Annotated in this window: 21 protein-coding genes; 8 read left to right on the forward strand and 13 right to left on the reverse strand. The window is 66.8% G+C overall.

Translation table 11 applies throughout. The features are described 5' to 3' along the window. The first annotated feature begins 6 nt into the window (after positions 1–6). The 7 genes from EBL85_RS10465 (at position 7) to purE (ending at position 10085) form a co-directional block, all read left to right on the forward strand. On the forward strand, positions 7–1221 hold the full coding sequence (locus tag EBL85_RS10465; protein WP_123142881.1) for a glycosyltransferase: 1215 nt from the start codon (positions 7–9) through the stop codon (positions 1219–1221). A 31-nt stretch (positions 1222–1252) separates the two neighbouring features. Beyond that, on the forward strand, positions 1253–2287 hold the full coding sequence (locus tag EBL85_RS10470) for a glycosyltransferase (RefSeq protein WP_123139263.1): 1035 nt from the start codon (positions 1253–1255) through the stop codon (positions 2285–2287). Next, on the forward strand, positions 2284–3468 hold the full coding sequence (locus EBL85_RS10475; protein WP_123142882.1) for a glycosyl transferase: 1185 nt from the start codon (positions 2284–2286) through the stop codon (positions 3466–3468). The genes EBL85_RS10470 and EBL85_RS10475 overlap by 4 nt, the downstream gene beginning before the upstream one ends. A 7-nt stretch (positions 3469–3475) precedes the next feature. Next, positions 3476–5719 carry a glycosyltransferase gene (locus EBL85_RS10480; protein ID WP_148040533.1) on the forward strand — a complete coding sequence of 748 codons (2244 nt, stop codon included), beginning with the start codon at positions 3476–3478 and terminating at the stop codon, positions 5717–5719. A 97-nt stretch (positions 5720–5816) separates the two neighbouring features. Further along, on the forward strand, positions 5817–7739 hold the full coding sequence (locus EBL85_RS10485) for an acyltransferase family protein (RefSeq protein WP_148040534.1): 1923 nt from the start codon (positions 5817–5819) through the stop codon (positions 7737–7739). A 682-nt stretch (positions 7740–8421) separates the two neighbouring features. Then, positions 8422–9576 carry a 5-(carboxyamino)imidazole ribonucleotide synthase gene (gene purK, locus EBL85_RS10490; RefSeq protein ID WP_123142885.1) on the forward strand — a complete coding sequence of 385 codons (1155 nt, stop codon included), beginning with the start codon at positions 8422–8424 and terminating at the stop codon, positions 9574–9576. After that, positions 9573–10085, forward strand: a complete 513-nt coding sequence (gene purE, locus EBL85_RS10495) for a 5-(carboxyamino)imidazole ribonucleotide mutase (protein ID WP_123139268.1) — start codon at positions 9573–9575, stop codon at positions 10083–10085. The genes purK and purE overlap by 4 nt, the downstream gene beginning before the upstream one ends. Before the next feature lie 99 nt (positions 10086–10184). Here purE and EBL85_RS10500 read toward each other — a convergent pair whose 3' ends face one another. Both EBL85_RS10500 and EBL85_RS10505 read right to left on the reverse strand, forming a co-directional pair. Beyond that, positions 10185–11519, reverse strand: a complete 1335-nt coding sequence (locus tag EBL85_RS10500) for a peptidylprolyl isomerase (RefSeq protein ID WP_123139269.1) — start codon at positions 11517–11519, stop codon at positions 10185–10187. After that, positions 11500–13944 (reverse strand): LPS-assembly protein LptD, encoded by a 2445-nt coding sequence (locus tag EBL85_RS10505; RefSeq protein WP_123142886.1) that lies wholly within the window; start codon positions 13942–13944, stop codon positions 11500–11502. Before EBL85_RS10505 ends, EBL85_RS10500 begins: the two co-directional genes overlap by 20 nt. Before the next feature lie 213 nt (positions 13945–14157). On the opposite strand from EBL85_RS10505, the gene EBL85_RS10510 reads away from it, so the two are divergent. Beyond that, positions 14158–15138, forward strand: coding sequence for an aminoglycoside phosphotransferase family protein (locus EBL85_RS10510; protein WP_123142887.1), 981 nt, complete (start codon positions 14158–14160; stop codon positions 15136–15138). 38 nt (positions 15139–15176) lie between these two features. Here the strand turns inward: EBL85_RS10510 and purD are convergent, their stop codons facing one another. From purD to dsbD, 11 genes are all read right to left on the reverse strand, one after another. Continuing rightward, complete coding sequence (gene purD / locus EBL85_RS10515; protein WP_123139272.1) at positions 15177–16469, reverse strand: phosphoribosylamine--glycine ligase; 1293 nt, start codon at positions 16467–16469, stop codon at positions 15177–15179. 65 nt (positions 16470–16534) lie between these two features. Then, positions 16535–17311 carry an acyl-ACP--UDP-N-acetylglucosamine O-acyltransferase gene (gene lpxA, locus EBL85_RS10520; protein ID WP_123139273.1) on the reverse strand — a complete coding sequence of 259 codons (777 nt, stop codon included), beginning with the start codon at positions 17309–17311 and terminating at the stop codon, positions 16535–16537. Positions 17312–17481: 170 nt separating this feature from the next. Next, on the reverse strand, positions 17482–19056 hold the full coding sequence (gene purH, locus EBL85_RS10525; RefSeq protein ID WP_123139274.1) for a bifunctional phosphoribosylaminoimidazolecarboxamide formyltransferase/IMP cyclohydrolase: 1575 nt from the start codon (positions 19054–19056) through the stop codon (positions 17482–17484). 104 nt (positions 19057–19160) lie between these two features. After that, entirely contained in the window at positions 19161–19469 is a 309-nt protein-coding gene (locus EBL85_RS10530; RefSeq protein WP_005221820.1) for a helix-turn-helix domain-containing protein, read from the reverse strand. Then, positions 19466–20473, reverse strand: coding sequence for a tRNA dihydrouridine synthase DusB (dusB, locus tag EBL85_RS10535; RefSeq protein ID WP_123142888.1), 1008 nt, complete (start codon positions 20471–20473; stop codon positions 19466–19468). Before dusB ends, EBL85_RS10530 begins: the two co-directional genes overlap by 4 nt. Beyond that, positions 20470–21351 carry a 50S ribosomal protein L11 methyltransferase gene (prmA, locus tag EBL85_RS10540; protein ID WP_123142890.1) on the reverse strand — a complete coding sequence of 294 codons (882 nt, stop codon included), beginning with the start codon at positions 21349–21351 and terminating at the stop codon, positions 20470–20472. Before prmA ends, dusB begins: the two co-directional genes overlap by 4 nt. Before the next feature lie 748 nt (positions 21352–22099). Further along, positions 22100–23440: an acetyl-CoA carboxylase biotin carboxylase subunit gene (accC, locus tag EBL85_RS10545; RefSeq protein ID WP_062274983.1), complete on the reverse strand. Its 1341-nt coding sequence runs from the start codon at positions 23438–23440 to the stop codon at positions 22100–22102. Between the two features lie 99 nt (positions 23441–23539). Beyond that, positions 23540–24004 carry an acetyl-CoA carboxylase biotin carboxyl carrier protein gene (accB, locus tag EBL85_RS10550; protein WP_123139278.1) on the reverse strand — a complete coding sequence of 155 codons (465 nt, stop codon included), beginning with the start codon at positions 24002–24004 and terminating at the stop codon, positions 23540–23542. A gap of 2 nt (positions 24005–24006) precedes the next feature. Next, the gene (gene aroQ, locus EBL85_RS10555) at positions 24007–24468 is read right to left on the reverse strand and encodes a type II 3-dehydroquinate dehydratase (protein WP_005221810.1); all 462 of its coding nucleotides are present in this window, start codon (positions 24466–24468) and stop codon (positions 24007–24009) included. Between the two features lie 132 nt (positions 24469–24600). Then, positions 24601–25170, reverse strand: coding sequence for a TlpA disulfide reductase family protein (locus EBL85_RS10560; protein WP_123139279.1), 570 nt, complete (start codon positions 25168–25170; stop codon positions 24601–24603). After that, the coding region (dsbD, locus tag EBL85_RS10565) for a protein-disulfide reductase DsbD (protein ID WP_123142889.1) at positions 25167–26487 on the reverse strand (1321 nt) is incomplete at its 5' end. The genes dsbD and EBL85_RS10560, both read right to left, overlap by 4 nt.

Below are 26487 nucleotides of genomic sequence, written 5' to 3' on the forward strand. Positions count from 1 at the left end.
TCGATCATGAGTAGTCCACGAGTCAGCGTTGTTGTCGCTGCATATAACCATGCCGCCTTTGTGCGTGAATGCATCGAGAGCGTGCAGGCCCAGACCTTCACCGATTGGGAGCTGGTCGTCACCGACGACGGCTCCCATGACGGTACCGCCGATATCCTCCGCGAGCTTGCCGCCTCGGATCGACGCATCCGCTTTCACGGCTTTGCCGTCAATCAGGGGGCCTGCATCGCGGTCAACGATGCCATCGCGCGGGCGCGCGGCGAGTTCGTCGCCGTGCTCAACTCCGATGATCGCTGGCGAGCGGACAAGCTGGCGCTTCAGGTGGCGTTTCTCGAGCGCCACCCCGAGTGCGGCGCGGTGTTTGCCAAGCCGCGCCTGATCGACGAACGCGGCGCGCCCTTCACCGACGCGGGACACAAGGACTATCTGATCTTCGAGGAGGCGAACCGTTCTCGTCAGGCATGGCTGGATCACTTCTTTCATGCCGGAAACTGTCTGTGTCACCCCTCGGTCCTGATCCGGCGCTCATGCTACGACCATGTCGGCTGTTATGACCCGCGTCTGGCCCAGTTGCCCGATCTGGACATGTGGGTGCGGCTCTGCGCGCATTACGAGATCCATATCCTCGACGCGCAGCTGGTCGACTTCCGCATCCTCGACGGCGAGCGCAATGCCAGCGCCGCGCGTCCCGAGGTGCTTGCTCGCGAGCCCTGGGAGCGGTTGCAGGTCTTGCGTCACTATCTGACCGACGGTCTCGACGGCCATGTGTCTCCGCTGTCGCATCCGGCGCAGCCGCAAGACGAGCCGTCGCCGCGCCTGCGCCTGGCCTGGACCGCCCTGGCGATCGGGACGCCGGCTCATCGCGCGCTGGCCCTGGAGATCCTTCATCGGGCGCTTGCGCCCGGCGAGCCCGTGGCCGCGGGCGCCCCGGAACTCTCCGCGTATCTGCGTCTCACCGGCGAGACGGATCTCTTCTGGCAGCGCCATGTTGCCATCTGTCACCAGCTCCAGCGCGACGTCGAGACGCTGCAGGATGTTGTCGCACGTCAGCGCGCCGAGCTGGCGTCGGTCAACCAGGCGCTCGACCTGAGCCAGTCGCGACATGCCTCGGCCGAGGCCGCACTGCGGGACATCCAGTCCTCCCGATCCTGGACCATGACCGCACCGCTGCGCCGGCTGGTGCGGCGGGTGAGCGGCTTGCGGCGAAAGGGGGATGAGTGATGATGACTGCCGTTTTCAACAGAGATGAATCATGAGCAAGACCCCATCTGTCAGTGTCGTGATTCCGGCCTACCGTCATCAGGCGTTCATCGCCGAGGCCATCGACAGTGTGCTGCGGCAGAGCTTCGATGACCTCGAGCTGATCGTCATCGATGACGGCTCGCCGGATGACACGGCGGCGGTTGCCGAGCGAGCCCTAGCCAATGATCCGCGCGCCCGGCTGCTGCGCCAGGACAACGCCGGTTCGCATGCGACGATCAACCGCGGGCTGTCGATGGCCCGCGGGGAGTGGGTCGCCATCCTGAATTCCGACGACCGCTATCACCCGGATCGTCTCGAGCGTCTGCTCGCGGTGGCGGGGGAGGGGTACGACTTCCTGGTCAGCGATTTGCGCCTGATCGACCAGGACGGGGGCGTCGTGAGCGACCCCGGGCACTGGTTCAATACGATGATCGAAGGGTTCCGTCAGTACGCGAGGGCCGATGGCCCCGTGGCCGGCTTGCTGTACGGCAACTATACGGCCTCGACCTCGAACTTCTTTTTCAGGCGCGCGCTGCTGGATCGCATCGGCGGTCTCAGGGAATATCGCTATGTCGTCGATTGGGAGTTTGCGCTGCGGGCCGCGCTCGAGGCGCCGGAGCGATTCACCTATCTGATCGACGAGCCCCTGTTCGATTATCGCCTTCACGGCGCCAATACGATTTTGTCGGGCGCGCTGCGCGGTGGCGCGGAGATCGAGCGCATGCAGCGAGGGATACTCCGCGAGCGCTTCGGTGTCCCGCGCGCGCTGCTGGCAGCCATGCACCGCAATCATCGCCATCTGCGTCGCCATTGGCGGGAGCTGGGTGAGCAACGCGTCGAGCGCTTCGTGCGCGATCGCGAGGCTGACGTGGCCCTGCTGCGTGATGCGCTCGACCTGGAGTCGAGCACTCGCCAGCAAGAAGTGGCCTTGCTGAAGGCCAAACTGGCAGAGCGCGAGACGGCCCTGGCCGCGCACAAGGCGGAGTTGGCCGCCATTCATGCCAGCCGTAGTTGGCGTTATACGAGGATTCTGCGTAAAAAATGAAATCATCGCCTCACTGCTTTACCAGCATTACGAGCAACTATCTGCCGAAGGCTCGCGTGCTGGCTTCGTCGATCAAGCGGGTCTGCCCCGATGCTGGTTTCCACTTGATGCTCAGCGACACGCCGCCCAGCGGTTTCGATCTGGCGGCGGAGCCTTTCGATAGTGTGCTGCAGATCGAGGATCTGCCGGTCGCCGATGTCAATGCCTGGGTGTTCAAGCACAGCGTGGTGGAGCTTTGCACCGCAGTGAAAGGCCTGGCGGCACAGGAGATCGCACGACGGCATGATGCGGCGCAGGTCTTCTATTTCGACCCCGACATGGTTGTTTTCGGTGGTCTGGATGAACTCAGCGGCAAGCTTGCCGGGCACAGCGTCGCCCTGACGCCTCACCTGACCGCCCCGGAGGAGGATCTGCAGGGGATTCTCGACAACGAGATCAGTGCCCTGAAGCACGGGATCTACAATCTGGGGTTCGTCGGCGTCAACACCGCCAGCAGCGAGGGACGGCGTTTTCTCGACTGGTGGGCGGCGCGGCTGGTGGACTTCTGTTATGACGATATCCCCAACGGACTGTTCACCGATCAGCGGTGGGTCGATCTGGCGCCCGGCTTCTTCGAGGACGTGCTGATCCTGCGTGATCCTCAATACAATGTCGCAACCTGGAACATCAGCCACCGACAGGCAACGGGGTCGATCGAGGACGGCATCGAGATCAATGGCCAGCCCTTGAGCTTCTATCACTTCTCCGGGTTCGACAGCGGCGCCCAGGAGGCCATGCTGAAGCGTTACGGGAAATCCAGCCCGGTGCTCTTCAAGCTGCGCGACTGGTATATCGAGGAGTGTCGCAAGAACGGTCAGGACGCGCTCGGCAAGCTGCCGTGCAAGTTTGCCTGCTACAGCAACGGGGAGACGATCACCAAGCTGCAGAGGATCGTCTATCGCAACCGTCAGGATCTGCAGGACGCCTTCCCCGATCCATTCGACACCTCAGACCTCCATCAGTCCTATTACGACTGGTTCCGTGTCAATGGTCCGGCACCAACGGACTTCGACGAGCTTCCCGCCGAGGCGCTGCGGGCACAGTTGAGCGAGGCGCTCGATGAGCTGCGTCGCATCAAGCATTCACGTAGCTGGAAGCTGGCCCGTCTGGTGAGTCGAGGTGCCCGGTTGCTCCGGCGCTGATGCTACCGTGGAACGCGTGCTTTGCTTTGATGGGGGCCCTGCGACAACAGGCTTGACGGTGCGGGATGACTGTCTGGTCGAGAGCCTGCGCCTGCTGTTGTCGAATACTGCCTACGCGACCGGGATTCGACTCTATCTGCCTGGGTTTAGCCGGGGGATGAGCGAGCGGGAAGAGCAGGCGTTTTGCAGCGAGCTTTCCAGCCGGGTCGGCCTGGATCTTGCGCGGGATGATCGCGTCGAGATCCACCCGCAGGTCAGCAACGGTCTCTCCGACATCCTGAGCACGCTGCCGGCCTCGGTCAGCGAGGTGATGGTTGTCGGCGCCGGCTTCCTGGTGCCGCCCGGGTGGGATACGCGGCTGCGTTCCATCGCCAAGGACGACGCCCTGATCGGCTGCATTTCTCCGCTTTGCATGGGGGTGCCGCCCCTCGATGACGGCGCTGGTCTCTCCGCGCGTGGATCGAGTTCAACGGGCGCGGTCGATGCGGCCGCCATGACCGCGTGGCTGGACAACGACCGGCTGGTTGCGGCGCTCGGCGCAACGCAACACCTACAGCTTCCCATCCTGTTCCCCCAGTGCTGCTACTTGACCGCGCAAGGGCTGTCCGCTCTACGGGCGGCAGGCAGGGGCCTGGACCCGGTCGTTTGTCTCGAGCGCGCCGGTCTCGTCAGCTTGGTCGCGCTGAATTTGCTGACCGCGAAACAGCGAGGCCTGGGTGAGTCAAGCGCGCTCTCGGCATACATCGAGTCTGCGTCGAAATCCAGCAAGCTGCTCGGATGGTTGCGCACCAGGCTTGACGAGGGGCATGCGCCAGCCATCGATTCCGCAGCCGTCCGTTCATCGCAGCCGGTTCAGCTGCATATCGCTCATAGCTGGGGCGGCGGGCTCGGTCACTGGGTGGATGATTTCATCGCGGGTGATTCGAGTCGAGTCAACCTGGTCTTGAAGTCGATCGGCTCCTGGGGTGAGTTCGGGCAGCGTCTCGAGCTTTACAGCAGCTACAGTGCGATGCCGCCGCTCCGTGTCTGGTCACTGACCACGCCAATCACGGAGACGGCACTGGCCAATCTGGATTATCGCGCCGTCCTGCGCGAGATCCTCTCGGAATATCAGGTCCAGGGCGTTATCGTCTCTTCGCTGATCGGTCACTCGCTCGATGTCTTTCGCACCGGCCTCCCGACCTTGCTGGTTGCTCATGACCATTATCCTTTCTGTATCGCGCTGTATTCCCGGTTCAACGATGTCTGCGCCCGCTGTGATGGCGAAAGGCTTCGGGCGTGCATGAAGGATAATCCTGGCCATCAATTCTTTACCAGTCGTGCCCCGGAGGACTGGGAGGCGTTGCGCGCAGCCTTTGTCGGGGTCTTGCAGGACAACCCCGTCACGCTGGTCACGCCTGTCCGTTCCGTGCTCGAGCGATGGCGTACCCAGATGCCTCAGCTCGAATCCCTGCCTGCCCATGTCATTCCGCACGGCTTGGGGTTGTCGCCCAGCCCATCGCTCGCGGGAGAGGATGCGGGGCGGTTGCGTGTTGTGATTCCGGGAAAACTGAGTGAGGCGAAGGGCTTGAGGCTGCTCGAGCAGGTCCTGCCCGCCTTGGCTCGGTTTGCGGACATCTACCTGATCGGCTGTGGTGTCAGCGGCCATGTGTTCTCCAGCATTCCCGGCGTTCATCTCGTCGAGCACTATGCCCGGGGAGAGATTCAGTCCGAGCTTTCCGCCTTGCGCCCGCATGTCGGCTTGCTCTGTTCTCTGGTCCCGGAAACCTTTTCCTACACGCTTGGCGAGCTGCAGCACTATGGCATACCTGTCGTTGCCACCCGAGTGGGGAGTTTTGTCGATCGCATCGATCATGGTGAAACCGGTTTTCTGTGTGACCTGGATGCCGGGGCGGTTGTCGAACTGATGCGCGCTCTCGATGACGACAGGGAGGTTCTCTCCAGGGTGCGTGGCCGGCTCGAACAGACTCCGCCGCGCACCTTGGACGGGATGGTGGCGGATTACCACAGGCTCCTTCCGGTGGCGCCGGTGGCAAGAGGACAGGCCCTGTTCGAGGCGGGGCCCAGACAACTGGCAAAAGAAGCCATCTACATCAACCCTCAGTCGACCTATAAAATGGCCGCGTATGCCTTTTTCAAGTATTCGCTCATCAAGGTCGCGAGCAGTCCGAGACTACCGTCGTGGTTGAGGAGCGGGCTCGGGAAGACCTTGCGGCTTTTGAAAAGGCTCAAGGGCTCGTGTGAGCGTTGACGGCCATGCCTCTTGTTGGGAAGTGAAGATCCTTTCGCTTTTCGAATATTCATGATTTGTGCTTCCTGATTTTCAGGCAGGGGGCAGGTTGTTTTTGATGGAAAAAGAAAAGCGTCCAAGTAAAGGTTCTGGCTGTCATCCCGCATATCGTCCAGATATTGACGGGCTCCGGGCTGTCGCCGTTCTTTTTGTCGTTCTTTTTCACGCCTTTCCCAGCCATTTGAGGGGTGGCTTCGTTGGCGTTGACGTTTTCTTTGTGATATCCGGTTTTCTTATCTCCTCGATCATATTCAAGAGCGTTGATGCCGGTGCTTTCAGTCTGTCCGATTTCTATGGCAGACGGGTGAAGCGGATCTTTCCGGCGCTTTTCCTGGTGCTGCTCTCGAGTTATCTCTTTGGCTGGTATTTCTTGCTGGAGAACGAGTACGAGCAGCTGGGCAAGCATATTGCCTCTGGTGCTGCCTTCATCTCCAACATCGTTCTGTTTACGGAGTCGGGATATTTCGATAGTGCCGCCGAACTAAAGCCCTTGCTGCACTTGTGGAGCCTGGGTGTCGAGGAACAGTTCTATATCTTCTGGCCCCTGCTGGTCATGCTGGCATGGCGAAAGGGGTTAAGCCTTGCCTGGCTGATCGCGGGTGTCTTCGTCGTGTCTTTCTCTCTCGGTATCGTCACGACAAAAAACAACGAGGAAGCCGCTTTTTACCTTCCGCTGACCCGCTTCTGGGAGCTGCTTGCCGGGAGTCTGCTGGCCTGGCTGAAACTGTATGCCGAGCCGGTTGGCAGTGCCGTCGAGACGGGCAAGGGCAAGGCATTTCTAAACAAGGCCAATGTTTTTTCCTTGGTTGGCGTGCTGTTTTTGATCGTTGCCGTCACACAAATCAACGAACGATCCGAGTTTCCGGGTTATTGGGCGCTGTTCCCTGTACTTGGCGCCGTCTTGATAATCGCTGCCGGGCCTCAGGCATGGGTCAACGAGAAAGTGCTTTCAAGCCGACTCTTCGTGTGGGTCGGCCTGATCAGCTATCCGCTTTATCTGTGGCATTGGCCGATCCTTTCCTTCGGTTATATCCTCGAGGACGGCTCGCCTGCCGTGGCGACCCGGCTGCTCGGTGTCGCCGGGGCCTTCCTGTTGGCATGGTTGACCTACCAGTTCGTCGAGAAAAGGGTTCGCTCCAGGGTCGGTGGAAAGAAGATCCTGGTGCTGGTGTTCGCCATGTCGGGCATTGGCCTGGTTGGGCTTGCCACCTATCTGGGTAACGGGTTTGGATTCAGGCTGAATTCCAATCTTGCGATGGATGAGCAGGCGATAAAGCAGGAGCGGGAGCAGTATTGGTCGGAGATTTCGGGCAGCGGTTTCCGTGACGATGCGACGAATATACTGATCTTCGGGGATAGTCAGGCATTCGATATCTACAAGGCATTGGCGAACGACGATCGTTTTGGTCTGAAGATCTATCAGACCAGCTTTGAGTGCGCCGCCTTCATGATGCCGAAGTGGGGGGCTGAAAAGAACGCGGAGTCGTGTCGTCAGAACTTTGCGACGATGATCTCTTCGCCGGAGATAAAGGACGCTGAAATCTTTGTCTATGCCGCTCATTGGCAAATGGCCGGCGAGCCGGAAGATGCGGAAGCATTCTATCGCCAGGCCGTCGCGGAAATAAAGGCTCTCAATCCTGAGATAAAGGTTGTCTTTTTCGGTCCGAAGCCATTGATCGGAGAGACATGGCTATCCATCAATGCGATCACCAAGGGGCAAAGATCGTTGCCCTTGATGAACGCATCGCTCAACGAGAAGAGATGGTTGAGACCGGAAGAAACCGATTATGCAAGGAGCATGGCAGGTCGTCTGGGTGTCGACTTTATCGACACCGAAGAGGTTTTCTGTGCTGGCGGATGTCCATTCTATGAAAACAACAAGTTTTCGTATTTTGACCAACTGCACTGGACTGAGTTTGGCGCTTCGCTGTTCATGACCAAGCTCAAGGCCCGCGGCGAGTTCCAGTCTCTTGTCCAGTAAGGGGGGGTCGTCCTGCGTCTGTTTGGCGATCCTTGTTTCTGACGGGGGGCTCGATCGCACAGGTTTGAAGCCCAGGGCGTTGATTGCAGCCAGCGGCGCCGGTGCGCTCGCCCGATGCTCAAGGGTCTCTTCGCTCAAGGGTCTCTTCCGGGGCTGTGCCCGGTGGCGGCATGGCGTGGCTGGCCTGGGGCGACACCTTGCCCAAGGGCCTGGAGCGGTTGCACCTCCGGCAACCCGAGACCGGGGGATCGGGCGGGAGACCTGGATGATCGACTCGACGCCGGTCCGTGCCATGCGTCTCGGCGCTGGCGGCGGACAAGAAGAGGGCGTAAGCGCCGCTGCGGCTGGCTGTCTGCGGACGTTTCGCAAATCCCGCGATCGCAACGCCACCGAGCGCCCGTTGGCAGGACTCAAGCCCTGTCGACGACCTGCCAGCCGTTACGACAAGTCGGCCCCCCGTTTTTCGGCGAGATTGAGGCTTGTTGGCATCCGCAGACGTCTCGGGCGCGAGGTTTTGCACGGAAGGTAAGACTGGAGACTCGCGGGCGCAGCCGATACCATGTCGTCTCAGCGTCCCCGCGACCGTCGCCCGACCCAGCCGATACGTCCACGCGCTGTCCTGACTACTCCCCTGTATTCTTTAGGGCTTTCCAATTTCTTCCACATCCCCGATCATTGCACTATGGATCGATTTTCCTTACCCATTGCCCGTATCGGCATCATCGGTGGTGGCCAACTCGGCCGCATGATGGCCAAGGCCGCCAAGCGGATCGGCTGCACCTGCGTGGTGCTCGATCCGCAGCCGGGTTCGCCCGCGGCGCAGATCGCCAGTCAGCAGATCGTCGGTCACTATCATGATCCGGCCAAGCTGCGCGAGCTGGCCGATGCCTGCGACGTGCTCACCTTCGACATCGAGGACATCGGCACCGAGACCCTGGTCGAACTCGAGCAGGAGGGGCATGCGATCTATCCGGCGCCGGGGGTGCTGGCGCTGATCCAGGACAAGCTCACCCAGAAGCAGGCGCTGGAGGCGGCGGGGATTCCCACCGCGCCCTTCGTGCCGATGCCCGAGCCCACGCCCGAGGCCTTCGCCGCTTTCGGCTATCCGCTGGTGCAGAAGGCGCGGCGCGGTGGTTACGACGGGCGCGGGGTGTCGATCATCAAGCGTCCGGAGGACTTCGACCGTCACCTGCCGGTGCCCTCGCTGGTCGAGCGCTTCGTGCCGGCGCGCAAGGAGGTCGCGGTGCTGGTGGCGCGTGGGCGCGACGGCGCCTGCCGTTGCTACCCGCCGGTGGAGATGTGCTTCCGCGCCGGCGAGAACGTGCTCGACATGCTGCTCGCCCCGGCGGCGATCGACGACAGCGAGGCCGAGGCGGCGCGCGCCCTGGCGGTGCGCACGGTCGAGGCGCTCGGCGGCGTCGGGGTGTTCGGTGTCGAGATGTTCCTCGCCGAGGACGGCTCGCTGCTGGTCAACGAGGTGGCGCCGCGCACCCACAACTCCGGCCATCACACCATCGAGGCCTGCGTCACCGACCAGTTCGAGCAGCATCTGCGCGCGGTGGTGGGGCTGCCGCTCGGCTCGACCGACCAGCTGGTGCCGGCGGCGATGATCAATCTGCTCGGCGCGCCCGGCTATCGTGGCCGGCCGGTGATCCGGGGGATGGCCGAGGCCCTCGCCATCCCGGGCGTGTGCGTGCACCTCTACGGCAAGGCCACCACCTCGCCGTTTCGCAAGATGGGCCATGTCACCGTGCTCGATACCGACATCGAACAGGCGCGCGAGAAGGCGCTGCGGGTACGCGAGCTGATCGAGATCACCGGGGAGGAGCAGGCATGAGCCAGGTTCAGGAACGCGCGCGCGCGCGCGTCGGCATCATCATGGGCAGCGATTCGGACCTGCCGGTGATGCAGGAGGCGGCCAACAGCCTGGCCGGTCTCGGCATCCCCTACGAGATGACCATCGTCTCGGCCCACCGCACCCCGCGTCGGCTCTACGAGTACGCCGAGCAGGCCGTCGCGCGCGGGCTGCAGGTGATCATCGCCGGTGCCGGCGGCGCGGCACACCTGCCGGGCATGGCCGCCTCGCTGACGCCGTTGCCGGTGATCGGGGTGCCGGTGAAGACCTCGACCCTGTCGGGCGAGGACTCGCTGCTGTCGATCGTGCAGATGCCCGCCGGGGTGCCGGTGGCGACGGTGGCGATCAACGGGGCGAAGAACGCGGGGCTGCTCGCGGCGCAGATCCTCGGCGCGTCCGACCCCGAGATCCGCGAGCGGGTGGCGCAGTACAAGCGCGACCTGGAGAAGCTGGTGATGGACAAGGTCGCCCAGCTCGAGGCCGGCGCCTGAGTCGCGACCTGCCTCTCGCCCCGGGCGCGCCGCGCGGCGCGCCCGTCACGATCCCGTCTCCTTCCGGCGCCGCATCCACGCGGCGCCGTCTTCGTCCGCTCAGGGCTCGAGGTCGTCGAGCCTGATCTCGATATAGGCCTCGTCGCGCAGCTGGCGCAGCCACTGCTCGATCGCCTCCTCGGCCTTGCGCTGTTGCAGCGCCTCGCGTGCCTTGATGCGCATCGCACCCTCGGCCGAGTCCTGGGTGCGGCGCTCCAGCACCTGCACCAGATGCCAGCCGAAGGGGCTCTGGAAGGGGGTGCTGAGCTGCTCCGGCCCGAGCCTGTCCATCACCTCCTCGAAGGCCGGCACGGTGTCGCCGGGATTGACCCAGCCGAGGTCGCCGCCGCGCAGCGCCGAGCCGGTGTCGTCGGAGTTGGCGCGGGCGAGCAGGGCGAAGTCGTCGCCGCCGAGGATGCGCTGGCGCAGCACCGAGAGACGGCGCTTGGCGTCGGCGTCGGAGACCAGCTCGTTGGTGCGGATGAGGATGTGGCGCACATGGGTCTGCTGCAGGTTGCCCGGCTTGGCGCCCTCGATCTGGCTGAGCTTGATGATGTGATAGCCGCTGGAGCTGCGGATCGGGTCGCTGATCTCGCCCTCGTTGAGGGTCAGCGCCAGGTCGGCGACCAGGGTCGGGGTGGCGCCGATCTCGAACCAGCCGAGGTCGCCGCCCTGCAGCGCGTTGCGCCCGTCGGAGTCGCGTGCCGCGAGTGCCGCGAAGTCGGCACCGCCGCGTAGTTTGACCACCAGTTGCTTGGCCTTGCGTTCGGCGCGTGCGACCTGCTCGGCGTCGGGCTGCTCGGGCAGGGCGATGAGGATGTGTTGGAGACGCACCCGCTCGCGCTCGATCAGCAGGCTCGACTCGCGCTCGAGGAAGCGGTCGATCTCCTGGTCGGTGATGCGGATCTTGCTCACCACCTCCTGGTTCTGCAGTCGGCTGGTGAGGATCTGGTCGCGGGTGTCCTCGCGGAAGTCGGCAAAGTCGATGCCGCCGGTCTCGAGCGTGGCCTGCAGCTCGGCGATGGTGAGACCGTTGCGCGCGGCGATGTCGCCGAGCGCCTCGTTGAGGGTGGCCTCGTCGACCTCGATGCCGAGCGCGCGGGCCTGCTGGCGCTGCAGCCGCTTGAGGATCAGGCGATCGAGCACCTGCTTCTCGAGCTGCGGGCGCGGCGGCGCGGCGGTGCCGGCGCGCTGCATCTGCGGCAGCACCAGTTCGATCTCGCGCTCGACCTCGCTCTGCACGATGACGTCGTCGTTGACCACGGCGACGATGGCGTCGAGCGCCTCGACCGCGGCGGTGGCGGGCGTCGCGCCGAGCGCGAGCGCCAGGGCGAGCGCGAGGCCGCCGAGCAGGCCGGCCCAGGGGGCGGGCCGGTTAGTCCGTGTGGTACCCATAGATTCCTCTTTCCAGGAGCTTGTCGATCGGGTTGCCGAATGAACCGAGACCGGCAAGCTCCAGTTGCAACATGACGCTGGTGCTGCCGTCGCGCTCGGAGCTGGTCTTGAGGTGCTGTCCGAGCAGGCGCAGGCGCCAGCAGCAACGTCCGTACTCGATGCCGGCGAAGGCCTCGATGGTCTCGTCGTTGAGCATCGAGTAGAGCCAGCGCCCGACCAGCCGGGTGCGGTCGCCGAGCGGGAGCTGGAAGGAGAGGTCGGCGTCCTCGTAGCGTTCGGATCCGGTCTGGTTGCCGAGGTTGTAGCGATAGCTGAGGTTGACCAGACGGTTCGGTTCGGGGGCGTAGCGCAGCTGCAGCACCCGCTTCTCCCACGGGTCCTCGGTCTCGTTGGGGTTCCACTGCACGCTCGCCCGTGCGCTCCAGTCCTGGCTGAGCCGGGCGGCGAACTCGCCGGCGACCGAGGAGCTGACGTCCTCCTCGGCCTCGTCGCCGTAGAGTCGCACGCGGCGCGAGTCGAAGTAGTAGATCTGGCCGATGCTGGCGCGGAACAGTTCGCGCCCGCTGTCGTCGGCGATGGTGCGCGAGGTCAGGCCGAGGGTGAGACGGTTCTCGTCGCCGATGCGGTCGTAGCCGGTGAAGCGGTTGGCGCGGAACAGGCTGGCGAAGCTGAAGTCGAGCGCGGTGGTGTCGAAGCGCGGGGTGTCCGACTGGTCCTCGTAGGCGGTGAGCAGGTAGTAGATGCGCGGCTCCAGGGTCTGCAGCGCACTGCTGCCGAACCAGTTGGTCTCGCGCTCGAAGACCAGCTTGCCGTCGAGATCGAAGCTGGGGATGAGGTGCGAGGGGCGCTCGGGCAGGCCGTCCTGCTGGTCCTGCAGCTCGTAGCCGGTGTAGTAGACCCGTGCCTGGGGGATGAGATAGCCGAAGCTGCGTCGCAGTGGGATGCGCGCCGAGGGGATGGCCACCAGGCGGCTGCCGTGGACTGCGGTGTTGTGGTCGAAGTAGTCGTACTGGCCCTGGAAGCGGTACTCGAGCAGGCCGTTCCAGCGCTGCGGGTCGAGTTCGAGTTCGAGGTGCGGGAGCTGGCCGTAGGGACGGTTCTCGGGGGTGATGCTGGTGTCGACGGTCTGGAACTGCTGCAACCGGATCAGGGTGCGCCAGCCCTCGCCGGTATAGCCGAAGTCGGCACGCTGCGAGAGGTTGCGCAGGCTGGTGACGTCGAGTCGGTTGCCGAAGTCCTCCAGATACTGGTCGTCGGAGGCCGAGGCGTAGTCGATCGAGCTGTACCAGCCGGCGTAGTAGCCGTTCTGCAGCACGCGCAGCGCGCCGCGCACCCCTTCCTCGGGGTTCTTGCGGTCCTCGGGCAGCAGCTCGGCGTTGATCTCGATCTGCTGGTGGGGCGAGAGATAGCGGAACTGGCCGCCGAGCATCAGCCCGCGGGTGCTCATGTAGCGCGGCATCAGGGTCGCGTCCATGTTGGGCGCGATGTTCCAGTAGTAGGGGATGGTGATATCGGTGCCGGTCTCGCTCGACGAGCCGAACGAGGGGATCAGCAGGCCGCTGCGCCGCCGATCGTCGATCGGGAAGCGCAGATAGGGGGTATAGAGCACCGGCACGTCGGCCACCCGCAGCCGCGCGTTGCGCGCCACGCCCATGCCGCTGTCGCGGTCGAGCTCCAGGGTGGAGGCGCGGATCGACCAGTCGTCGTTGCCGGGCGCGCAGGTGGTGTAGACGATGTCCTCGTAGCGACTGCGCGCCGGGTCGAGCAGCTCGGCGCGGGTGGCGCTGCCGCGCAGGTTGGCGCTGCCGGAGAGACGGTAGCGGGCGTGCTCGATCTCGCCGGTCTGGGTGTCGAGGTTGTAGTCGGCACGATCGCCCTGGAGACGCAGCCCGCGATAGTCGAGGAAGACGTCGCCGCTGGCCTCGGTCTGGCCGCTGGCGCTCGCGTAGGTGGCGCGGTCGGCCTCGAGACGCTGGCCCGGGCGGGTGATCTCGACGGTGCCGCGCAGTTCGATGCGCTCGCCCCGGCGGTCGTAGTCGACCCGGTCGGCGACGATGTCGATGGGGGTGGTGTCGTCCTCGTTGCCGAGGATGGAGACGTTGGCGCCCTTGCGCGGGCCGCACTGATCCCACTCCAGCCCCCGGTGCAGATAATCGACGCTGGCGCGCGCCGCGCCGGGCTGCGGGACGGGCTCCTCGGGCTCGGCCGGGAGGCTGTCATCGGGGGCGAGCGGGCTGAGCGCGACCAGGTCGGGCAGACGGATCGCCGAGAGCATGGCGCGCAGCGTCGCCAGGGTGCCGCCATCGCTGGATTCGGACTCCGGGCAGTCCTGGGTGCAGTTCGCCGCGCCCGGCGCGGAGACGGCGAGCAGGGTCGCCAGCAGTGAGGCGCGCACGCCCTGTTTGAAGTCGACCATGGTCGCCATGCGTCTGACGGGCTGGTTGGTGAGCGGGTGGACGGATCCGGTTGGAGGCTGCAACGATGTCATATCTGGGCCATACCATCAATCGCGATCATGCCCCGTCGAACGGCGAGATGGGCCGTCCCGGAGCCGATCCCGGCGTTGCGCGCACGCGCTGGTGGCTGGATCATTGCGCCTCCCTCTGTGTTTTCACCGACAACCCACCGGAGTTCCCCCTTGGCCGACCGCGACGCAGCGCTCCACGCCTGGCTCGATCAGGTGCTCGAAGGGGCGCCCTTCCTGCTCACCCCGGCCTCGGCCGACGCGAGCTTCAGGCGCTATCTGCGGGTCCATCTCGACGATCGTACCCTGATCGCGATGGACGCCCCGCCCGAGCACGAGGACTGTGGCCGTTTCGCGCGCCTGGCGCGACGGTTGCGCGCGGCCGGGCTCAATGCGCCCGGGGTGCACGCCGCGGCGACCGAGCAGGGCTTCCTGCTGCTCGACGACCTCGGTGAGCGGCCCTATCTGCAGGTGCTCGACGAGACCAACGCCGACCGGCTCTATGGCGAGGCGATGGACGCGCTGCTGACGCTGCAGACGGCGGTGGCGAGCGACGACCTGCCGCGCTACGACGCCGCCTTCCTCGGACGCGAGCTGGGGCTGTTCCGCGACTGGTTCCTCGAACGCCATCTCGGGCGCGCGCCCGACGCGGCGACCACGGCGCTGCTCGATGCGCTCGACCGGGTGCTGATCGACAGCGCCCTCGAACAGCCGCAGGTCTGCGTGCATCGCGACTATCACTCGCGCAACCTGATGTGGCTGGCCGCCGACAACCCCGGCGTCCTCGATTTCCAGGACGCGGTGCTGGGGCCGCTGACCTATGACCTGGTGTCGCTGCTGCGCGACGCCTATATCAGCTGGCCGGAGGCGCGCGTCGAGGGTTGGGCGCTCGACTTCCGCCGGCACGCGCTGGCGCGCGGCGTCCTCCCGGCGGCGAGCGCCGGCGGTCGCGACCCGGCGCAGTTCCTGCGCTGGTTCGACCTCATGGGGGTGCAGCGTCACCTCAAGGTGTGCGGGATCTTCGCCCGGCTCGCGCTGCGCGACGGCAAGCGGCAGTATCTCGACGACCTGCCACGGGTGCTCGACGCGCTGCGCACGGTCGCCGCGCGCCATCCCGAGCTGGCCGGGCTGGCGCGGTTGCTCGACGGGCTCTGAGTCGCGCCGGGCGCAGGCCCGGCGCGCTGGCCGAGCGCTCAGTCGTCCGCGCGCTCGCGGGCGATGGCGCGGTGGCCGATGTCGCGACGGCAGAAGCAGTCGTCCCAGCAGATCTGGTCGACCCCGGCATAGGCGGCGGCCTGGGCCGCCGAGACGTTCTCGCCGATGGCGGTGACGCAGAGCACGCGCCCGCCGCTGGTGCGCACCTGCTCGCCCTCGCGCGTGGTCCCGGCATGGAACACCTTGGCGCCGGTGGCCGCGGCGGCCTCCAGACCGAGGATCTCCTTGCCCTTCTCGTAGCCGTCCGGATAACCGCCGGCGGCCATCACCACGCCGAGCGCGGGGTTGGGGTTCCAGGCGGCCTCGATCCGGTCGAGCCGACCCTCGAGCGCGGCCTGGCACAGCGCGATCAGGTCGGAGTCGAGACGCATCAGCAGCGGCTGGGTCTCGGGGTCGCCGAGACGGCAGTTGAACTCCAGCACCTTGGGGGTGCCGTGCTCGTCGATCATCAGCCCGGCGTAGAGGAAACCGGTGTAGGGCGTGCCTTCGGCGGCGAGCCCGGCGACGGTCGGCTCCATCACCTCGCGCATGATGCGGGCGTGGATCTCGGGGGTGACGATCGGTGCCGGCGAGTAGGCGCCCATGCCGCCGGTGTTGGGGCCGCGGTCGCCGTCGTCGCGCGCCTTGTGGTCCTGCGAGGTGGCGAAGGGGAGGATGTGCTCGCCGTCGACCATGGCGATGAAGCTCGCCTCCTCGCCGCGCAGGAACTCCTCGATCACCACCCGCGCCCCGGCGCTGCCGAAGCGCCCGGCGTCGAGCATGTCGCGCACCGCGGCCTCGGCGGTGGCCAGATCATCGGCGAGGATCACGCCCTTGCCGGCGGCCAGGCCGTCGGCCTTGACCACGATCGGCGCGCCGATCTCGCGCAGATAGGCGAGCGCCGGCTCGATCTCGGTGAACACGCCGTAGGCGGCGGTGGGGATCTGGTGACGGGCGAGGAAGTCCTTGGTGAAGGCCTTGGAGCCCTCCAGCTGGGCGGCGTCGCGGCGCGGGCCGAAGCAGGCCAGCCCGGCCTCGGCGAAGGCGTCGACCACGCCGGCGACCAGCGGCGCCTCGGGGCCGACGATGGTCAGGCCGATCTGCTGGGCGCGGGCGAAGTCGACCAGCGCGGCGATGTCCTCGGCGGCGATCGCCACGTTCTCGATCTTGGGTTCGAGCGCGGTGCCGCCGTTGCCGGGGGCGACATAGACGCGTTCGGCGAGCGGGGACTGGGCGGCCTTCCAGGCCAGCGCGTGTTCGCGCCCGCCGCCACCGATGATGAGGATCTTCATGGGGTTGCTCCAGACGCGGCCGCTGGCCGCGCGATTGGCTGTGTGGGTTGGGTTCGGTTCGCGGCTCAGCCGAGCGAGATCAGCCCGCGTCGACTCGACTGGATGAAGCGCACGATGTGCTCGGTCTCGGGGCCGGGGTGCTCGCGCTCGGCGCGCACCAGCGCCTCGGCCAGACGCAGCCCGGAGCGGAACACCAGCCGGTAGACCGCCTTGATGCGGCTGCGCTGCGCCTGATCGAAGCCGCCGCGGCGCAGCCCGACCACGTTGAGCCCGACGAAGCGGGCGCGGTGGCCGTCGGCGAGGGCGTAGGGCGGCACGTCCTGCGACACCCCGGTGACCCCGGCGATCATCGCGTAGGCGCCGATACGGGCGAACTGGTGGACCGCCACCTGACCGGAGACGAAGCAGTGGTCCTCGACGGTGACATGACCGGCGAGGGTGGCGCCGTTGGCGAGGATGTTGTGATCACCGACCTGGGCGTCGTGTCCGGCGTGGGAGAAGGCCATCCAGAAGTTGTGGTCGCCGATGCGGGTGCCCTGCTCGGACTTGATCCCGCAGCTGATGTTGACCCCTTCCTTGAAATGGTTGTGGTCGCCGATCACCAGCGGGGTGGCGCGCTCCGGGGTGAAGCTCAGGTCCTGCGGCTCGGCACCGAGGGTGACGCCGTGACAGACGCGGTTGTGCGCGCCCATGCGGGTGTTGCCGTAGATGCGCGCGCAACTCTCGATACGGCACTCGGGACCGATCACGGCGCCGGACTCGACGATCGAGTAGGGGCCGATGGTGACGCTGGGGTCGATCTCGGCCCCGTCCTCGATGATGGCGGTGGGGTGGATGCGCATGGTTCGAATCCGCTGCTCCGATGCAGATGGAACCGCAAAGGCGCAAAGGACGCCAAGGCTCTTCTCCGGGAGCGGCCTGTTGCCGCCCCCGGTGTCGGGATGCGCCCAGGGCCTCCCTCAAGATCGCTTTGCGTGCTTCGCGTCTTTGCGGTTCAGATTGATGCGCCGGCCTAGTGGCGGAAGTGGCGCATCCCGGTGAACACCATGGCCATGCCGTGCTCGTTGGCGGCGGCGATGGTCTCCTCGTCGCGCATCGAGCCGCCGGGCTGGATGACGGCGGTGATGCCGGCCTCGGCGGCCTGGTCGATGCCGTCGCGGAAGGGGAAGAAGGCGTCGGAGGCCATCACCGATCCGGCGACCTGGAGGTTGGCGTGCTCGGCCTTGATCGCGGCGATGCGCGCGGAGTTGACGCGGCTCATCTGGCCGGCACCGACGCCGATGGTCATGCCGTCGCGACCGTAGACGATGGCGTTGGACTTGACGAACTTGGCCACCCGCCAGGCGAACAGCAGGTCGGTGAGTTCCTGCTCGCTGGGCTCGCGGGTGGTGACGGTGCGCAGCGCGTCGTGGAGCGCGAGGTCGGCGTCCTGCACCAGCAGGCCGCCGTTGACGCGCTTGTAGTCGAGCCGGGCGCCGGGCTGGGCCGACCACTCGCCGCAGACGAGCAGACGCACGTTCTTCTTGGCGGCGACGGCCACCGCGGCCTCGGGGGCGACGCTGGGGGCGATGATCACCTCGACGAACTGACGCTCGACGATCAGCTTCGCGGTCTCGGCGTCGAGTTCGCGGTTGAAGGCGATGATGCCGCCGAAGGCCGACTCGGGGTCGGTCGAGAAGGCGCGCTCGTAGGCCTCGCGGATGTTCGCGCCGATGGCCACGCCGCAGGGGTTGGCGTGCTTGACGATGACGCAGGCCGGGGCCTCGTCGAACTGCTTGACGCACTCGAGCGCGGCGTCGGTGTCGGCGATGTTGTTGAACGACAGCGCCTTGCCCTGGAGCTGGTGGGCGGTGCTGATGCCGGCCTCGGCGCGCTGGTGCTCGACATAGAAGGCGGCGTTCTGGTGCGGGTTCTCGCCGTAGCGCATCGACTGGTGACGCACCAGCTGCAGCGAGAGGGTGCGCGGCAGGGCCACCGGGGCCTCCTCGCCTTCGCTCCGGGCCTCGGCGCGGGCGCCGAGATAGTTGGCGATGGCGCCGTCGTAGCGGGCGGTGTGCTCGAAGGCCTTGGCGGCGAGGTCGAAGCGGGTGGTGTCGCTCACCCCGCCGTGCTCGGCCAGCTCGGCGCCGACGCGGGCGTAGTCGGCGGCGTCGACCACCACGGTGACGTTGGCGTGGTTCTTGGCCGCTGCGCGCAGCAGGGTCGGGCCGCCGATGTCGATGTTCTCGATCGCCGTCGGCAGGTCGCAGTCGGGACGCGCCACGGTCTGCTCGAAGGGATAGAGGTTGACCACCACCAGATCGATCGGCTTGATCCCGTTCTCGCGCATCACCCGGTCATCGGTGCCGCGACGACCGAGGATGCCGCCGTGGATGTTCGGGTGCAGGGTCTTGACGCGCCCGGCCATCATCTCGGGGAAGCCGGTGTAGTCGGAGACCTCGGTGACGGCGATGTTCTGCTCGGTGAGCAGTCGCGCGGTGCCGCCGGTGGAGAGGATTTCGACGCCTCTGGCCGCCAGCTCCCGGGCGAAGTCGACCAGGCCGGTCTTGTCGGAAACGCTGATCAAGGCGCGATTGATGGGTTGCATCTGGTGTAGGTCCGGATCGGTTGGTTGGTACTGGATGGATGCTGATCGATTCCCCGCGGGGAATCAATCGGTCGGCGTCGCGGTCGACGCCGGCGGGGGTGCGCTCAACGCTCGCGCTCGACCCCGTAGTCGTTCAGCCGCTTGCGCAGGGTGGTGCGGGTCATGCCGAGCATGCGCGAGGCCTGGCTGAGATTGCCGCCGGTGTGCTGGAGCACGGTCTCGAACAGCGGACGCTCGACCTCCTCCATCACCAGGGCGTAGAGATCATGCACGTCATGGTCGCCCATGTTGTCGAGATAGGCGCGCAGGGCGAGGCGCACGCACTTGTTCAGCGGGTCGGAGTGGTTGGCGTCCGTCACCCGGAGCCCCGTCGAGTTCGGCTCCGATGCGTTGCCTGCAGCCTCTGTCTTCATGCTGCGTCTGTCTCCGTGTCGGGGCATTGATCGAAGAACGCGAGCACCTGCGCGAGTTGTTGCGCCGGCGTCTCGGTCCGGTTGATTTGGTCTCTAAAGCGCGCCGCACCGGGGAGGTGGCGGCTGTACCATGCGATGTGCTTGCGCGCGATGCGCACCCCGCCGTGGTCGCCGTAGAACTGGTAGAGCTGCTCGAGGTGTTCGCGCAGGAGGTCCCTGATCCAGGTTCGGGGGGGCGGGGCCGGGTCGGACGTGTCGCCCGTGGCCAGTGCGGTGGCGATGTCGCGGAAGATCCAGGGGCGTCCCTGGGCCGCGCGCCCGATCATGATAGCATCGGCGCCGGTGTAGTCCAGAACCGCGCGCGCCGAGCGCGCGTCGCCGATGTCGCCGTTGGCGATCAGGGTGATCGGCACCTGCTCGCGGATGGCGCGGATGGTGTCGTACTCGGCCGGGGCGCCATAGCCGCAGGCGCGGGTGCGCCCGTGCACGGTGAGCGCGGCGATGCCGCTCTCGTGCGCGATGCGGGCGATGTGCGGGGCGTTGCGCGCCTCCGGCGCCCAGCCGGTGCGGATCTTGAGCGTGACCGGTACTTCCACCGCCGCCACCACCGCCTCGAGGATCGCCGCCACCAGCGACTCGTCGCGCAACAGCGCCGAGCCGGCGGCGACCTTGCACACCTTCTTCGCCGGGCAGCCCATGTTGATGTCGATGATGTCGGCGCCGTGGGCGACGTTGATCCGCGCCGCCTCGGCCATGGCCGCGGGGTCGGCGCCGAGGATCTGCGCCGAGACCGGTCCGTGCTCGTCGCCGAAGTCGAGTCGGCGCACCGACTTGCGGGTGCCCCACAGCGCGGTGTTGGCCGAGATCATCTCCGAGACCGCGAGCCCCGCGCCGAGACGGCGGCAGAGGGTGCGGAAGGGGCGATCGGTGATGCCGGCCATCGGCGCCAGCACCAGATTGTTCTCCAGTCGGTGCGGGCCGATCCGGAAGGGGCGGGCGCTCATGTCGAGCGGCGTCCGCTGATCCGTACCCAGTCCTCGCGCTGACAGGTGGGATCAAGCGCGATCGTCTCGGCATAGGCCGCACGCACCGTCTCGGCCTGCTCGGCGAGCACGCCGGAGAGCACCAGCGCGCCGCCGTCGCCAACCGCTGCGATCAGCCGCGGGGCCAGCTCGACCAGCGGGCCGGCGAGGATGTTGGCCAGTACGATGTCGGCCTCGCCCTCGGGCTGGGCGTCGGGCAGATGGCACTCGATGCGCTCGGCCACGTCGTTGGCCGCGGCGTTGTCACGGGTGGCCTGGAGCGCCTGGGGGTCGTGGTCGACGGCGACGGCGCGCGCGGCGCCGAGCTTGAGTGCGGCGATGGCGAGGATGCCCGAGCCGCAGCCGTAGTCGAGCACCGTCTTGCCGGCGAGGTCGGCGCCGTCGAGCCACTCCAGACAGAGCGCGGTGGTGGCGTGGTGCCCGGTGCCGAAGGCCAACCCCGGGTCGAGCGCGACGATGACCGCGTCAGCGGCCTCGGGCGACTGGCCGTGCGGACAGACCCACAACCGTTGACCGAAGCGGGTGGGTTTGAAGGTGTCGAGCCAGACGCGCTCCCAGACCTGATCCTCCAGCCGCTCGACCACGGGCGGGACCGGCAGACGGGTGCCGAGGTCGCCAACGAGCGCGGCGACCAGCGCGTTGCTGGCGGCATCGTCCTCGAACAGCGCGGTGGTCGTCACCTCGGTCCACAGCGGGGTCTCGCCCGGCCCCGGCTCGAGCTGCGGCTCGTCGCCGGCATCGCCGAAGGTCACCGACAGCGCGCCGGCCTCCTCCAGCTCGATGGCGAGCCGTTCGGCCTGTTCGCGGGGGGCATCGAATCTGAGCTGAAGCCAGGGCATGGGGCGAGCGTCCTCTGAAACAAACCTGAAATCATAGCATCCGCGCGCGAGGCTGGGGCGGGTGGCGATCAGCTTCCAGCCGCCAGCCGCCAGCCGCCAGCCACCAGCCACCAGCCACCAGCCACCAGCCACCAGCCACCAGCCGCCAGCCACCAGCCACCAGCCACTTGCTGCCAGCGTCGTAGGATGGGCAAAGCGCAGCGTGCCCATCGAGACGCACGCAGGCGCCGGGCACGCTGCGCTTTGCCCGGCCTACGGGACGGGTCGCTGTTGGCCGGGAATCGACCGTCATCCACGCCCAAAAAACCTTCGTGTCCTTGGTGTCTTGGCGGTTTGGACCAGCCACCAGCTGTCAGCCGCCAGCCGCCAGCCGCCGGGAGATTGAACCGCCAAGATACCGTCTTGCCCGTCAATCGCTGATCATGCACACCAGCCTTCCCGACTGGAGGCTGGAAGCCGATCGCTGGAAGCTGGTTCGAACCGCCAAGACACAAAGGACGCGAAGAAAGCGATCAGCCTTCAGCAAACAGTCTCCAGTGTCGGTGTGCGATCAACCGCGACGCGACGAGACACCCCAGCCCCTCACTGGAGGCTGGCAGGTGGAAGCCTTTCTTCATCTTCGCGCGCTTGGCGGTTCACAATCTGACTGGAGGCTGGAGGCTGGAGGCTGGAGGCTGGAGGCTGGAGGCTGGAGGCTGGAGGCTGGAGGCTGGAGCGAGCGGGGCGGGCGGCTGCCCGCCCCGGTGGCTCAGAGGCCGAGCATCTTCTCGAGATAGTGGATGTTGGGTCCACCGGCGAGGAAGGCGCCGTCGCGCATGATGGTGCGCTGGAGTTTGATGTTGGTGTCGATGCCGTCGATGATGGTCTCGCGCAGCGCGCTGCACATGCGTGCGATGGCGGCGTCGCGATCCTCACCGTGGGTGATCAGCTTGCCGATCATCGAGTCGTAGTAACAGGGCACCGTGTAGCCGGAATAGATGTGCGTCTCCAGCCGTACGCCGGGGCCGCCGGGGGCGTGGAACTCGGTGATCTTGCCCGGGCTGGGCATGAAGGTCTCGGAGTTCTCGGCGTTGATCCGGCACTCGATGGCGTGTCCGCGGATCTCGATGTCCTCCTGACGGTAGCGCAGCGGTTCGCCGGCGGCGATCAGGATCTGTTCCTTGATGATGTCGATGCCGGTGACCATCTCGGTGACCGGGTGCTCGACCTGGACGCGGGTGTTCATCTCGATGAAGTAGAACTGCCCGTTCTCGTAGAGGAACTCGAAGGTGCCGGCGCCACGGTAGCCGATGGTGCGGCAGGCCTCGGCGCAGCGCTCGCCGATGGTGCGGCGCTGCTCCTCGGTGATGCCGGGGGCCGGGGCCTCCTCGACCACCTTCTGGTGGCGGCGCTGCATCGAGCAGTCGCGTTCACCGAGATGGATGGCGTTGCCCATCTGGTCGGCGAGTACCTGGAACTCGATGTGACGCGGGTTCTCCAGGTACTTCTCCATGTAGACCATGTCGTTGCCGAAGGCCGCGGCGGCCTCGGCCTTGGTCAGCGAGATGGCGTTGAGCAGGGTGGCCTCGGAGTGCACCACGCGCATGCCGCGTCCGCCGCCGCCGCCCGATGCCTTGATGATCACCGGGTAGCCGATCTCGCGCGCCAGCTCCAGGGTGCGCTTCTTGTTGTCGTCGAGCGGGCCGCCCGAGCCGGGGACGCAGGGCACGCCGGCGGCCTTCATCGCCTCGATCGCCGAGACCTTGTCGCCCATCAGGCGGATGGTCTCGGGGCGCGGGCCGATGAAGATGAACCCGGAGTGTTCGACGCGCTCGGCGAAGTCGGCGTTCTCCGAGAGGAAGCCGTAGCCGGGGTGGATGGCGACGGTGTCGGTCACCTCGGCGGCGCTGATCAGCGCCGGGATGTTGAGGTAGCTCTGCTGGGACGACGCCGGGCCGATGCACACGGCCTCGTCGGCCAGCAGCACGTGTTTGAGGTCGCGGTCGGCCTCGGAGTGTACCGCGACGGTCTTGATGCCGAGCTCGCGGCAGGCGCGCAGCACCCGGAGCGCGATCTCGCCGCGGTTCGCGATCAGAACCTTCTCGATCATTGCAGCCATGATTGCAGTGTCTTCTGTAGCGGTTGCCAGGCTGCGCCACCGAGGTGGCGCAGGGTCGACGCTCGCGTGAGGGGGCGTCCCCTCACTCGATCACTCGATCACGAACAGCGGCTGGTTGTATTCGACCGGCTGACCGTTCTCCACCAGGATGCGCTTGATGGTGCCCGCCTGCTCGCACTCGATCTGGTTGAGGATCTTCATCGCCTCGATGATGCACAGGGTCTCGCCGGTCTTGACCGACTGGCCTTCCTCGACGAAGGACTTGGCGCCCGGCGCCGGGGCGCGGTAGAAGGTGCCGACCATCGGCGAGCGCACGACCTCGCCCTGGAGTTCGAGCGGGGCCTCGTCATCGCCCTCGTCGGCGCTGCTCGCGGCAACGCTCGCCGCGGGTGCGGCCGGGGCCGGCGCCGCGGCTTGCTGCGGGGTGTAGACCGGCATGGCGGTGCTGCCGTGGCGGCTGATGCGCACGGATTCCTCGCCCTCGTGGATCTCGATCTCGGCGACGTCGGATTGCTCCAACAGCTCGATCAGCTTCTTAACCTTGCGGATGTCCATGGTCAGTGTTTCTCGTTCGTGTGGTCTTGCGCCACGCGGGTGAGCGCAGCGCGCAGCGCCAGTGCGTATCCCTCGGCCCCGAGCCCGCAGATCACTCCCTCCGCGATGTCGGAGAAGTAGGAGTGGGCGCGAAACGGCTCGCGGGCGTGCACGTTCGACAGGTGCACCTCGATGAAGGGGATCGCGACCCCCAGCAGCGCATCGCGCAGGGCGACGCTGGTGTGGGTGAAGGCGGCCGGATTGATGATGATGAAGCGCACGTTCTCGTGTGCCGCGCGGTGGACTGCGTCGACCAGGACGTGCTCGGCGTTGCTCTGCAGGAAGGCGAGGTCGTGTCCCGCCCGTGCAGCCATCTGCTGGAGCTCGCGCTCGATGTCGGCCAGCGTGGTGCTGCCGTAGTGCGCGGGCTCGCGGGTTCCGAGGAGGTTGAGATTGGGTCCGTTCAGGACCAGGATCGCGGCCATGTCGCCAGCTGCCTCGCCGAAGGTTGCAACGGTTTCGGATCCACTATTTCGGCTTTGAATAGTAGTGAACCGCTGCGAATTGTCCGTATTTTACGGGATGATGTCCAGCTGGTTCGGCGAATTCACGCCCCCTCAGCGGGCGCTCGCGGGGTCGTCGGCGAGTCGGGCGGCGAGTTGCTCGAATTGTGCCTGATCGAGTGCCCCGGTGTGGCTGAAGATGCGTCGGCCACGGGCGTCGAAGGCGACGGTGAAGGGCAGCCCCTCGACGCGGTTGCCGAGGCGCCGGGCGAGGTCGATGGCCTCGAGATCGGCGAGCAGCACGGTGAGATCGAGCGGGTGTTCGGCGAGGAAGGCGCGGGTCGTCTCCGGGCGGTCGACGGCGATCGCCACCACCCGTATCCCGGTCTCGGCGTGGGTGCGGGCGAACTGCTCGAGCAACGGCAGCTCGGTGGCGCAGGGCGGGCACCACACCGCCCAGAAATTGAGGATCAGCGGGCGGCCGGCCCAGGCGTTGCTCGTGTGTTCGCGTCCGCCGAGGTCGGGGAGGCGGAAGTCCGGCAGCTGGTCGAGCGTGCCGCCGCGCAGCCCGGCGTGACGGTCGCGGTCGGCGCCCTGGTCGAGCCAGCGCTGACCGAGGACCGCCGCGCCGATGCTGATGCCGCCGGCCAACGCGGTGACCAGCACCACCTTGGCCGGGCTCATGGTGCGGCCCGGCGCAGGTGATCGGCGAAGGCCTCGGCGGGGGTGAAGCCGACCAGGCGGAAGCCGCTGCGCTCGGCGCCGTCGGCGCCGAAGAACAGCATCGCCGGCGGTCCGGGGATGCCGAAGCGTCCCTGCATCAGCGCCTGATCGGCGGCGTCGTTGGCGGTGACGTCGGCCTGCAGCAGCACGAAGCGGTCGAGCTCTGCGATCACCGCGGGGTCGCTGAAGGTGTAGCGCTCCATCTCCTTGCAGGCGACGCACCAGTCGGCATAGAAGTCGAGCATCACCGGGCGGCCCTGGGCGCTGGCGGCGGCCAGTTCGCGATCGAGATCGGCCACCGTCTTGACCCGGGTGAACTCGGCATGGGCCGCCTCGCCGCCGCCGATGCCGAGCCCGCGCAGCGGCTGCAGGGTGTCCTTGCCGCCGGCGGCGGCGCCGATCAGCATCAGGCCGCCATAGACCAGCAGCGCCACCCCGAGCCCCTTCCACAGCTTGCGCCAGCCGCCGCTCTCGTGGCCGAGCGGGCTGAGCGCGCCGAGATAGACCGCCGAGCAGATCAGCAGCAGGCCCCACAGCAGCATCGCCACCGCCGCCGGGATCACCCGCTCGATCAGGCTGATGGCGACGGCGAGCAGGGCGACGCCGAACACCGCCTTGACGGCCTCCATCCAGGCCCCGGCGCGGGGCAGCAGCTTGCCCGCCGAGGTGCCGATGACGATCAGCGGTGCGCCCATGCCGAGACTCAGCGCGAACAGCGCCACGCCGCCGAGCAGCGCATCGCCGGTCTGGCTGATATAGATGAGCGCGCCGAACAGCGGCGGGGCGACGCAGGGACCGACGATCAGCGCCGAGAGCAGGCCCATGATCGCCACCCCGGCGAGGGTGCCGCCCTGCTGGCGGTTGCTGAGTGCGGCCAGGCGTGATTGCAGGCTGGCCGGCAGCTGGAGGTCGTAGAAGCCGAACATCGACAGCGCCAGGGCGACGAACACCAGGGCGAAGGCGCCGAGGATCCAGGGGTCCTGGAAGGCGGCCTGGAGGTTGGCGCCGAACAGCCCGGCGAGCACCCCGGCGACGGTGTAGGTCAACGCCATCGCCAGCACGTAGACCAGCGACAGCACGAAGGCGCGGCGGGTGGTGATGCCGGCACCCTGGCCGGCGATGATCCCGGAGAGGATGGGGATCATCGGGAACACGCAGGGGGTGAAGGCGAGCAGCAGACCGAGGCCGAAGAACAGCGCCACGCTGGTCCACAGGCTGGCGTTGGCCAGGGTCGAGGCCAGCCGGTCCTGCTCGGAGACCGGCGCCGCGCTCGGCGCG

Source organism: Marichromatium sp. AB32 (assembly GCF_003718675.1).
Taxonomy (GTDB): Bacteria; Pseudomonadota; Gammaproteobacteria; order Chromatiales; family Chromatiaceae; genus Marichromatium; species Marichromatium gracile.

Coding starts and splice junctions, on each gene's coding strand:
- EBL85_RS10475 (WP_123142882.1), top strand. CDS start 2,284: ATGAAATCATCGCCTCACTGCTTTACCAGCATTACGAGCAACTATCTG.
- lpxA (WP_123139273.1), bottom strand. CDS start 17,311: ATGCGCATCCACCCCACCGCCATCATCGAGGACGGGGCCGAGATCGAC.
- purH (WP_123139274.1), bottom strand. CDS start 19,056: ATGCAACCCATCAATCGCGCCTTGATCAGCGTTTCCGACAAGACCGGC.
- purE (WP_123139268.1), top strand. CDS start 9,573: ATGAGCCAGGTTCAGGAACGCGCGCGCGCGCGCGTCGGCATCATCATG.
- dusB (WP_123142888.1), bottom strand. CDS start 20,473: ATGAGCGCCCGCCCCTTCCGGATCGGCCCGCACCGACTGGAGAACAAT.
- prmA (WP_123142890.1), bottom strand. CDS start 21,351: ATGCCCTGGCTTCAGCTCAGATTCGATGCCCCCCGCGAACAGGCCGAA.
- EBL85_RS10485 (WP_148040534.1), top strand. CDS start 5,817: ATGGAAAAAGAAAAGCGTCCAAGTAAAGGTTCTGGCTGTCATCCCGCA.
- EBL85_RS10500 (WP_123139269.1), bottom strand. CDS start 11,519: ATGGGTACCACACGGACTAACCGGCCCGCCCCCTGGGCCGGCCTGCTC.
- EBL85_RS10560 (WP_123139279.1), bottom strand. CDS start 25,170: ATGAGCCCGGCCAAGGTGGTGCTGGTCACCGCGTTGGCCGGCGGCATC.
- EBL85_RS10530 (WP_005221820.1), bottom strand. CDS start 19,469: ATGAAGACAGAGGCTGCAGGCAACGCATCGGAGCCGAACTCGACGGGG.
- accB (WP_123139278.1), bottom strand. CDS start 24,004: ATGGACATCCGCAAGGTTAAGAAGCTGATCGAGCTGTTGGAGCAATCC.
- purK (WP_123142885.1), top strand. CDS start 8,422: ATGGATCGATTTTCCTTACCCATTGCCCGTATCGGCATCATCGGTGGT.
- accC (WP_062274983.1), bottom strand. CDS start 23,440: ATGATCGAGAAGGTTCTGATCGCGAACCGCGGCGAGATCGCGCTCCGG.
- EBL85_RS10465 (WP_123142881.1), top strand. CDS start 7: ATGAGTAGTCCACGAGTCAGCGTTGTTGTCGCTGCATATAACCATGCC.
- EBL85_RS10470 (WP_123139263.1), top strand. CDS start 1,253: ATGAGCAAGACCCCATCTGTCAGTGTCGTGATTCCGGCCTACCGTCAT.
- EBL85_RS10505 (WP_123142886.1), bottom strand. CDS start 13,944: ATGGCGACCATGGTCGACTTCAAACAGGGCGTGCGCGCCTCACTGCTG.
- purD (WP_123139272.1), bottom strand. CDS start 16,469: ATGAAGATCCTCATCATCGGTGGCGGCGGGCGCGAACACGCGCTGGCC.
- aroQ (WP_005221810.1), bottom strand. CDS start 24,468: ATGGCCGCGATCCTGGTCCTGAACGGACCCAATCTCAACCTCCTCGGA.